This window comes from uncultured Roseovarius sp. (assembly GCF_913054395.1).
Classification (GTDB): Bacteria; Pseudomonadota; Alphaproteobacteria; order Rhodobacterales; family Rhodobacteraceae; genus Roseovarius.
In genome coordinates this window covers 1-7,368 of the sequence record NZ_CAJXIP010000151.1, presented here as the reverse complement: position 1 = coordinate 7,368, position 7,368 = coordinate 1, and the positions used below count along the sequence as shown (strand labels likewise).

Here is a 7,368-nt window from a genome sequence, read left to right as displayed (position 1 = left end):
TCCCAATGCAGTGGAGAAGAACATAATCTTCTGTTGGCTGGCGATCCGAAAGGAAACCTTCGGCACGTGGGCATAAAGGTCAGCTTCGTCCCGCATCTTACCAGTTCGCGACCCGCGCGGCGAAGATCGGCTATCGAAGATTCGCATTCATGACCATGAGTCTGCTTTGGGCTGTCCCCCGCCGTTAGATCGGTCGCAGCATGTTTGCTCTACGTTATATAGGGCAGTGCTGGCACCAATCGGCCAGGCGTTACCCCAACTTCCATGATTTCTTCGATGCCAATACCGGGCGCATCACGAAGCCAAGTGCGCTGGTGAACCTTACCGCTGCGGCCGAGGCTTTGGCCCTGGGCCTGCAGAGGTGGCTTGAGATGATGGATCACAGGCATCTCCAACGGCTCCCAGGCTCCTTGGTCAATTCGTCTTTCATGTCCATGGCCCTGTCCGGCGTGTTCAGCGTCATGCTCATCTTAATTCATTCTTGCAAGGCTTGCGCAAAGGTACAGGCAGCGACGCGCACTTGCACGCAACTGCCTGCCGAGTGTAGCTCTTGCCTTCATTCCGACGGATGGGCCTACTCCGCCGCCCGCGCCACGGACGCTTTCGAGGCGCTCTCAGAAATCGTTTGTTTAGCGACCTGCGCAAACCGCCGTGCCAGTTCACGCGCCGTGTCTTTTGCTGCCATGACCGAACGGTCATGCCGTGCGTCCTTGAACTCCTGATATTCGATGGCAACCGTGTGAATGTTTGCGGTGTCGACGCCGAAGTAGTGAGCGCAGGCGGCAATTGCGGGGTCCAGTACGTTCATGTGCGCCCGCGGCCCGCCAGGTTCAAACCCGAACTCGCCACGCGACGACAGCACGACAAGGTGCTTGTCCTTCAGAATCGGTTCGATCGGGAAATCGCCGCGCGCCAGATCAAACGAGAAGGTCCGGCCTATCCGTGCAATATGATCGATCCAGCCTTTCAAAGCGGCAGGCATCCCGTAATTGTACATCGGAGCACCCAGCACGATTATATCCGCAGCCACAACCTCGTCGATCAGCGCATCGGAAAGTGCCAACCGGTCGGCCATCCAGTCCTCGCGTGCCTCGGGCGGAGTAAAGGCCGCGTGAATAAAGGGGTGATCGATTGCCGGAACCGGGTCCTGCCCGATATCGCGGGTAATCACCTTTGCGTCCGGATTGGCATGCAATAGTTCAGTCGTGAACAGCGTTGTCAGCATGCGCGTCAGGGAACGGTCTTGCTGTTGGGCGCTGGCGTCGATGCGGAGCAGGGTAGTCATGGTTTTCTCCTGTATGTGAGGGCGATCTATCCGCCGCGGATTGCCACGTAAGCAAAGGGCGACACGGGCATCTGCACGAGCCGCCGTGTTTGTCTCGTTGTCTGGATCAGAGGTCGCGCACAGGCGTATTCACAATACCTCGCCACTTGGCGTAGGCGCCTGCGATAACCGCCTCCGGGTCTTCGCGGTATTTCTCCAGGATCGCGGCGTTCACGAAGAGATAGAGCTTCCCCTCGACGATATCGGCATAGCGGGCATCACCATCGAGTTTCTTGCCGACGAACACTCCGAAGGCACAGAAGCCACCAAATTGGGGCAGGTAAGCCGCCGGGTTCTCGTCGAAGGCCTGCTTGGCCTCTGCCGAGGCGAAGTAGTAGTCGATGCCATCATGCGTCGAGGTGTAGACGGCTTCACCTTGAGAGGGGGAGCTGACGCCGAACATCGAGACGGGATCAACGCCATGCATCCCGAGTGGGTTTCCGTTGAGCGTCAGGCCGTTGCCGACGTTGTATTCGTCGGCGGCGAAGGCTGTGCTCGACAGAAGGAAAACGGCCGTCAGCGCGGCGCTGGTGAGTGTCTTGAAGGTCATGGTTAGGTCCTTTCGTTGGGGGTGGTCAGGCGGAACGCTCGATGCGCGCGACGGCGTCATCGGTCCACCAGACGGCGTTTGCGACCATGCGGAAATTGATGATCGCAGCGAGGTAGCCGTCGCCCTCGGGCACCTTGGCCCCGGCGGTGGCGTCACGCACCACGGCAACCTCGTAGCCGAGCTCCAGCAATTCGTAGAGATGCGCCTGCGTGCAGAGGTTCGCGGACATGCCCGCGAGGATGACCTTGTCGATCCCGCGCTTGCGCATCTGCAGGTTCAAGTCATTCTGCGCAGGGCTGTAGACCTTGTGAGGCGAGCAGACGATGGTTTCGCCATCCTTGATGTATTTCTTGTATTGGGGCATCCAGTCAGCACCCGACCCTTCGAAATTTTCGAGGTTGAGCGGCCCGAGACGGTCGAACATGCCGATGGCATGCATCGTCTTTTCCAGCGTGCCCTCGAACTGCCATTCGTGGTCGTGTGGATAGTAGTAATGGGGCGAGATAAAGACCGGCATGCCGGTCGCCTTCGCGGCGGCGAAGAGGCGCTCGATATTGTCCACGGTCCCCTGTTCGGTCACGCTTTCGCCGACAACGCCCCAGGTCACCCCGTCCTCGGACAGAAAGTCGATCTGCGGGTCTGTGACAACGAGCGCCGTGCGGCCGGGTGTGATCTCCATATCGACCTGCGGCAGGCCGGGGGTCTCGGGATCGGCATACTCCGCGCGGGCCTCGTCGGTCGCGGCAGTGGCGGAACCGGCTGCCAGGGCCGCTGCCCCGGCGGCGGCGCCAGCTGCGGCACCGGCAAGAACCCGTCGGCGCGCAAGATCGACATATTCAGGCGTTATCCCGCAGCCGCAATTGTGATCGTGGTCATGGTCGTGTTTCATGGTCAGTTTCCTCTTCAAGGGTGACGACAGCGCAGCCTCGTTGCCGCGGTGCCAGGTTGGCGGGACCTCTCCGATGGCATCAGGAGACGCAGGTCACCTGTTCGCGGCCTTCGGTCACGCCGCGTGCAAGAGGGAGAGATGTCCGCTTTCCTTCGGGATCGACGCCGCCTGGGCCGCGCCGGAAATCGCTTCAATCGGTCGGAAGGTCGGTCAGCGCGCGGCCGCAGGCGGAGGCAATGCCCTGCTCGCGATGGTCGGTTGCGGCCTGTGTCGCCAATTGTGCGTGGGCAAGCTCGGCACGGGGCATGGCTGCGGGAATTGCAAGGTTGCCAACGGTGATCGCCACGGCCAGGGCAGAGATGAGAAGTGAATTCCTGTCTTTCATGTCAATGTTCCATTTCCTTGCTTGAAAATCGAGCTTCCGCCCCAGCAGGGCTTGATCTTTCGGGTCAGGCCGGGGAAATCCCGGCCTCGGAAAGTCTCACTTCCAGCGCATCGATACGCGCCTGAAGTTGTGCGATCTCGCCGCCATGCTCGGCATCGGTGCGGCGAACCGGGATGTGCTGAGGGCAATTCCAGTCATAGGCCGCGACCCTGATGATGATGGCGCGTTCGGTCTGCGGGGCACCGGGCGTCGAGAGCAGGTCGATCACGCGGGCGTCCTCCGACATCTCGACAGTCCCCCACAGCTTGAGCCGTTTGCGCGCCGGATAGTCGACCGCGATGATCGCGATGCGGGGATTGGTGCGCAGGTTGCCGGTGCTGATGTATTGCCGATTGCCGCGGTAGTCGGCATAGGCGACGGTCTGCGGGTCGATCACCCGGAGAAAGCCGGGCGCGCCGCCACGGAACTGCACGTAGGGCCAGCCGGTCTCGGAAACGGTGGCCTGAAACACCCCGTCGCGGGCCTCAAGGAAGGTGGCCTCGCGCTCGGTCAGGCTGCGCCCACCATCGCGGTCGGGCGACAGGGCACTCGCGTAGAGCGCGGCGGAGCCAAGACGCTCCTGTTCGGCGCGCACGGTTGGGGTAAAGGCGATATCGGCAACTCCGAGAGGCATGGCTCAACTCCTTACAGGCCAAGGGCCGACAGGCCGGGATGATCGTCCGGGCGACGCCCGAGCGGCCAGTGAAACAGGCGCTGATCCTCGGTGATCGGCAGGTCGTTGATCGAGGCGATGCGCTGGCGCATCAGGCCGTCTTCGGCGAATTCCCAGTTCTCGTTGCCATAGGCGCGGAACCATGAGCCGCTGTCATCGCGGTATTCGTAAGCGAAGCGCACGGCGATGCGGTTGCCGTGGAAGGCCCAAAGTTCCTTGATGAGCCGGTATTCCAGCTCTCGCGCCCATTTTCGGGTGAGAAATTCGACGATCCGCTCGCGGCCTTGGAATATCTCCGCACGGTTGCGCCACTGGCAGTCCGATGTGTAGGCGAGCGAGACCTTTACCGGGTCGCGGCTGTTCCAGCCATCCTCGGCCATGCGGACCTTGGTGATTGCGGTCTTGTCATCGAAGGGCGGAAGCGGGGAACGTGTCACAGGATGATCTCCGGATTGTTGGAATTTCGGCGCCCCAGCGGGGACAGGGAGCGATCCACGGGGAGGATGCCGGGGCGCCGCCGGGCTCAGGCCACCTTGGCGCTGACGACCGGAAAGTCGATCGGCGTATCGAGCGCCGAATTGAGGTAGTTGGTCAGCGTGTTGAGCGCGACGTGAGCCACGATCTCGACGATCTCCGCCTCCGAGTATCCGGCGCTCTTGAGCGCTGCGATATCCGCGTCACCGACATGGCCACGTTCGCCCACGAGCTTGACGGCGAAGCGCACAGCCGCGTCGGCCTTGGCATCGTGGGATTTGCCGGCGCGGTTCGCGGCGATTTCCGCTTCGCTCAGCTTGGCCACGTTGGTGCCCAGATAGGTGTGCGCCGCGAGGCAGTATTGGCACCCGTTGATCTGGGCGACCGCGAGCGCGATGCGCTCGCGGGTCTGGGCGGCAAGGCTGCCGTTGGCGAGTGCAGTATTCAGGCCGAGATAGCCTTCGAGCGCTGCCGGGCTGTTTGCGGTGATGCGAAAGAGGTTCGGCACACTGCCGAGCATCTTTTTCACGCCCTCGAGGAGCGGCTGCGCGGCGACCGGTGCCGTCTCGATCGAGGTGGGGAGCGGGATGCGTGTCATGGTTTGTCTCACTTCGGTTGGATTGAACGTGAAGAATACATACAGACCGATCTGTATATTGACAAGACTCAAATTCCTGTGAATTTCCGTAGAGACGCCGAATTTGCCATTGATAAGTTGGAAGAAACCTGTCAAGAATAGACAGAACTGTCTGATCGGATTATAGAATATGGCAAAGTCTCGTCGCGACGATCTCGTGGATACCGCCCTGAAACTTTTTTACTCTGGAGGCTTCACCGCCACCGGAATCGACAAAATCCTTGCCGAATCCGGTGTCGCGAAAATGACCCTCTACAAGCACTTTCGGTCGAAGGAGGAGCTGATTCTCGCAGTGCTGCACCGGCGCGACGAACAGTTTCGCAATTGGCTGATGGGGGAGATGGAGAAGGCGTCAGCCGACCCGCGTGAGCGGCTTTTGGCTATGTTTGACGCACTGGAGGTATGGTTCCAGGGCCGGACCTTTAAGGGGATGGGGTTCAACGGCTGCGCCTTCATTAACGCCGCCGGCGAGTTCGGAGACCAGGATCATCCCGCGCACCGCGCGGCCGCCGAGCACAAGCGCAGCATCGTTGAGTATCTGAAGCGGCTGTGTTCGGAGGCCGGAGCGTCCGATCCGGCAAAGCTTGCCGAGCAACTGGCACTGCTCAAGGAGGGCGCCATCGCAACCGCTCATGTCCGCGGCATGCCCGAAGCGGCGCAGATCGCGGGGGAGATGGCCGCGCGGATGATCGATACAGACCTCACCGAGGCATAGCAGCTTGCGCGCGATACTTTCCGAAATACGCCATGCCGCGAATGTCGGCAGTGGGGAGTAAGAGAGCAATGTCTTGCTCGACAGCGCAATGTCAGGATTGGGCCGGAAGTGACGGCCAAGGCCAATGGAATTGACGCGGATGCGGCAATGCGGAAAATGGCAGTTCCGAGCCCAGAGGGCCTGATGCTGTGCTTTGCTTTGCTCAAATGTCCGCTTTCACGAGTGGTCAAAAACGACAACACTTCGAGCAAATTTTCCAGGGTTTGTGTCTGGGTGTAGTCGCTGGGAAAACATTCGAAATCATAGATGGGAGTATTGCGCAATTGAGGAGGCACAGGCCCTTGATAGGAAATCGGCAGCGCCCGAACGGTTGATCAGGATGTGCGCCTCCAAGCGTCGAACGTCGGCATCAATTGATAAGCAGCGCTAATTGCAGCCTCGGCGCGATCGATTTGGGTGGTAAACGGCAATTCCAGATCGATCTCTGGAACATCAAACTGAATCGCAGTCTTCCGCCCAACCTGTATAGCCTTGGCACCAAAAGGTAAGTCGTCCAAGACATCCTTACGGCGCATCTCTTCGTCTTCTGGTTCGCTTTAGAGTAGGCTGCGTGGATCTGTTCCGCCGTGACAGATTTGCCGCCGGCCTGTGCGCTGATGACCAGCGGTGCGAAACAGGACAGGAAGATGAAGATGATCTTGGCTTTGTCATCGATACCGAACCAGATGATAATCAGCGGCGGTTAACCATTGCGATCAAGATGCCGCGGTGGCATAGTTGCACGTGTATTAAGAGCAAGGCTTCGGCCTTCACCAACCTGCCAATACCGGCAAGGTGGTCGCCCGGATGGGGATGCGGCTAAGATTAGCAACTATGGGTAAGCTTCATCCAATATAGCGATTACTAAGCTGGTCTCGCAAAAACGGAGACCGAGATGATTAAGCGTCGCGACTTTATAATTCGATCAGCGGTGGCGTTGACGAGCGTCATGACATTGGCCAGCCCAGTACAAGCTCTGCCTCCACGCCCACTTAGGGCAGGATCACGCTTACGGTCGCTATTCGCGCGACCAAGGGAAAATAGCACATACTTGCTGGTTAGCGATGGCAGTGCAGTTCCACGCCCGCTCATTCGTCAGAACGCTATTGAGCGGATTTTCGGTTCAGACATCTATGATACGCTCTCACAACCTGATCACTGGTGCATGATCGACGCGGGATGGTTTGATGACACAGACCTGTTCATGCCACTGCCACAAGGCGATCCTGCCTACCTTACGTGGTGCGAGTGCTACCGTCCTGAGGTTGAAGCATTTGATATCCTGCTGGATATCTTTGGCGAACGGGCACTCAGCCCTTTTGGCCTTATTGTTCCGGAGTTCGACCTGACTTTGGCGGAACACCCGAGCACTCCGAGGTTTGCCACTGCAACAGTAGAAGATGCGTCTGTCTTGCCAGAGCTTGCTAAGTATGTGGCGAGCAGGGCGGAGTGGGTTACCATAGATCCGTCTCCTCAGCGTCCAATACATGAGGTGCGTCCACCTAGTTTTCGAGACCTCGCGAAGCCTTCAGAAAAGGTCTTCAGATGAGCAAACGTCGCGATTCAACCATAAATACTCTGGTTCCGGCGGGATGAAAGGCCAGTTGCAGACACGGCGCATCTCCCTACCTCGAGTTTACTAG

At 59.4% G+C, this 7,368-nt stretch carries 10 protein-coding genes and 1 riboswitch; of the genes, 2 read left to right on the top strand and 8 right to left on the bottom strand.

Annotated elements, in window-relative coordinates; genetic code table 11:
• Positions 1 to 574 precede the first annotated feature (574 nt).
• The 7 genes from QZ522_RS16055 to QZ522_RS16025 form a co-directional block, all read right to left on the bottom strand.
• Positions 575 to 1,285, bottom strand: coding sequence for an NAD(P)H-dependent oxidoreductase (locus tag QZ522_RS16055; protein WP_294613852.1), 711 nt, complete (start codon positions 1,283 to 1,285; stop codon positions 575 to 577).
• A gap of 106 nt (positions 1,286 to 1,391) precedes the next feature.
• Entirely contained in the window at positions 1,392 to 1,874 is a 483-nt protein-coding gene (locus QZ522_RS16050) for a YHS domain-containing (seleno)protein (protein ID WP_294613849.1), read from the bottom strand.
• A 25-nt stretch (positions 1,875 to 1,899) separates the two neighbouring features.
• On the bottom strand, positions 1,900 to 2,763 hold the full coding sequence (locus QZ522_RS16045; protein ID WP_294613846.1) for a cysteine hydrolase: 864 nt from the start codon (positions 2,761 to 2,763) through the stop codon (positions 1,900 to 1,902).
• 190 nt (positions 2,764 to 2,953) lie between these two features.
• The gene (locus QZ522_RS16040; RefSeq protein ID WP_294613843.1) at positions 2,954 to 3,148 is read right to left on the bottom strand and encodes a hypothetical protein; all 195 of its coding nucleotides are present in this window, start codon (positions 3,146 to 3,148) and stop codon (positions 2,954 to 2,956) included.
• Positions 3,149 to 3,212: 64 nt separating this feature from the next.
• The gene (locus QZ522_RS16035) at positions 3,213 to 3,821 is read right to left on the bottom strand and encodes a pyridoxamine 5'-phosphate oxidase family protein (RefSeq protein WP_294613840.1); all 609 of its coding nucleotides are present in this window, start codon (positions 3,819 to 3,821) and stop codon (positions 3,213 to 3,215) included.
• 11 nt (positions 3,822 to 3,832) lie between these two features.
• Complete coding sequence (locus tag QZ522_RS16030; RefSeq protein WP_294613837.1) at positions 3,833 to 4,297, bottom strand: DUF1348 family protein; 465 nt, start codon at positions 4,295 to 4,297, stop codon at positions 3,833 to 3,835.
• Positions 4,298 to 4,383: 86 nt separating this feature from the next.
• The gene (locus tag QZ522_RS16025) at positions 4,384 to 4,932 is read right to left on the bottom strand and encodes a carboxymuconolactone decarboxylase family protein (protein ID WP_294613834.1); all 549 of its coding nucleotides are present in this window, start codon (positions 4,930 to 4,932) and stop codon (positions 4,384 to 4,386) included.
• Between the two features lie 169 nt (positions 4,933 to 5,101).
• Here QZ522_RS16025 and QZ522_RS16020 point away from each other — a divergent pair, with 169 nt between their 5' ends.
• Complete coding sequence (locus tag QZ522_RS16020) at positions 5,102 to 5,686, top strand: TetR/AcrR family transcriptional regulator (RefSeq protein ID WP_294613831.1); 585 nt, start codon at positions 5,102 to 5,104, stop codon at positions 5,684 to 5,686.
• A 374-nt stretch (positions 5,687 to 6,060) separates the two neighbouring features.
• On the opposite strand, the gene QZ522_RS16015 is transcribed toward QZ522_RS16020, so the two are convergent.
• Positions 6,061 to 6,261 carry a hypothetical protein gene (locus QZ522_RS16015; RefSeq protein WP_294613827.1) on the bottom strand — a complete coding sequence of 67 codons (201 nt, stop codon included), beginning with the start codon at positions 6,259 to 6,261 and terminating at the stop codon, positions 6,061 to 6,063.
• Positions 6,262 to 6,466: 205 nt separating this feature from the next.
• A riboswitch (SAM-I-IV-variant riboswitch) is annotated at positions 6,467 to 6,571 on the top strand.
• Positions 6,572 to 6,776: 205 nt separating this feature from the next.
• On the opposite strand from QZ522_RS16015, the gene QZ522_RS16010 reads away from it, so the two are divergent.
• Positions 6,777 to 7,274 (top strand): hypothetical protein, encoded by a 498-nt coding sequence (locus QZ522_RS16010; RefSeq protein ID WP_294613823.1) that lies wholly within the window; start codon positions 6,777 to 6,779, stop codon positions 7,272 to 7,274.
• The last annotated feature ends 94 nt before the right edge of the window (positions 7,275 to 7,368 follow it).